Raw genomic sequence first — 838 nt, 5'->3', positions numbered from 1 at the left:
CTTCGGGCGCTGCGTCGATCTGGTCGTATGCCTTGGCTTCGCCACCGAACTTGGAGGACAGCACCGTGGCGATGGCCGCCGTCAGAGTCGTCTTGCCATGGTCCACGTGACCGATGGTGCCCACGTTTACGTGGGGCTTGGTACGTTCGAACTTACCTTTTGCCATTTTTTCGACTCCGAAAAAAATTACACCAATACAACATAGGCGCCCGCACATTTTTTATGTGCGCACACCTTGAATTTGGTGCCCATGGCGGGAATCGGACCCGCGACCTCTCCCTTACCAAGGGAGTGCTCTACCACTGAGCCACATGGGCATTTCGAGACGATCACACACTCTCGAGACCAACCACTAACCAACTGCAAACTGGAGCGGGAGACGGGAATCGAACCCGCGTCATTAGCTTGGAAGGCTAGGGTTCTACCATTGAACTACTCCCGCATCGCCTTACAGACTCCGCGTTGCGCCTAAGCGCCGCTTCATGACTCCGCGTTGCGCCTAAGCGCCGCTTCATGACTCCGCGTTGCGCCTAAGCGCCGCTTCATATTTGGTGGAGGGGACTGGATTCGAACCAGTGTAGGCGTAAGCCAACAGATTTACAGTCTGCCCCCTTTAGCCACTCGGGCACCCCTCCGAAGAATCCATGATTGTAGCAGCCTTTTTGCCGCAAAGGAGTTTCCCCTAATCTAAATTGCTTCGAGGAAGCAGATCAACCGAGTGCGATCGCGAGCGGTGTAGATGCGAGTACGGGCGCCGGGTCCGGTGCGTTGGGGTTGGAGGAGGCCCATGTCTTCATAGAAGCGCATGGCGCGGGTGGTGAGGTCGAACTCTTTGGCG

1 protein-coding gene, 3 tRNA genes and 1 pseudogene are annotated in these 838 nt (G+C 56.6%); all 5 read right to left on the bottom strand.

The window, feature by feature from the left end:
• Positions 1-166 (bottom strand): GTP-binding protein (locus AVMA1855_RS26540; RefSeq protein WP_284427584.1); only part of this gene is annotated, 166 nt, incomplete at its 3' end.
• 76 nt (positions 167-242) lie between these two features.
• Positions 243-317: transfer RNA gene (locus AVMA1855_RS26535), tRNA-Thr, on the bottom strand.
• Between the two features lie 51 nt (positions 318-368).
• Positions 369-442: transfer RNA gene (locus AVMA1855_RS26530), tRNA-Gly, on the bottom strand.
• 107 nt (positions 443-549) lie between these two features.
• Positions 550-635 (bottom strand) — tRNA-Tyr (locus tag AVMA1855_RS26525).
• Between the two features lie 58 nt (positions 636-693).
• Positions 694-838 (bottom strand): annotated as a pseudogene (locus AVMA1855_RS26520) (MerR family transcriptional regulator); the annotation flags it as partial.

This window comes from Acidovorax sp. SUPP1855 (genome assembly GCF_030158955.1).
Lineage (GTDB): Bacteria > Pseudomonadota > Gammaproteobacteria > Burkholderiales > Burkholderiaceae_C > Paracidovorax.
Note: the sequence above shows the minus strand (reverse complement) of the source record. Positions and strands in the feature narration are given on the sequence as shown.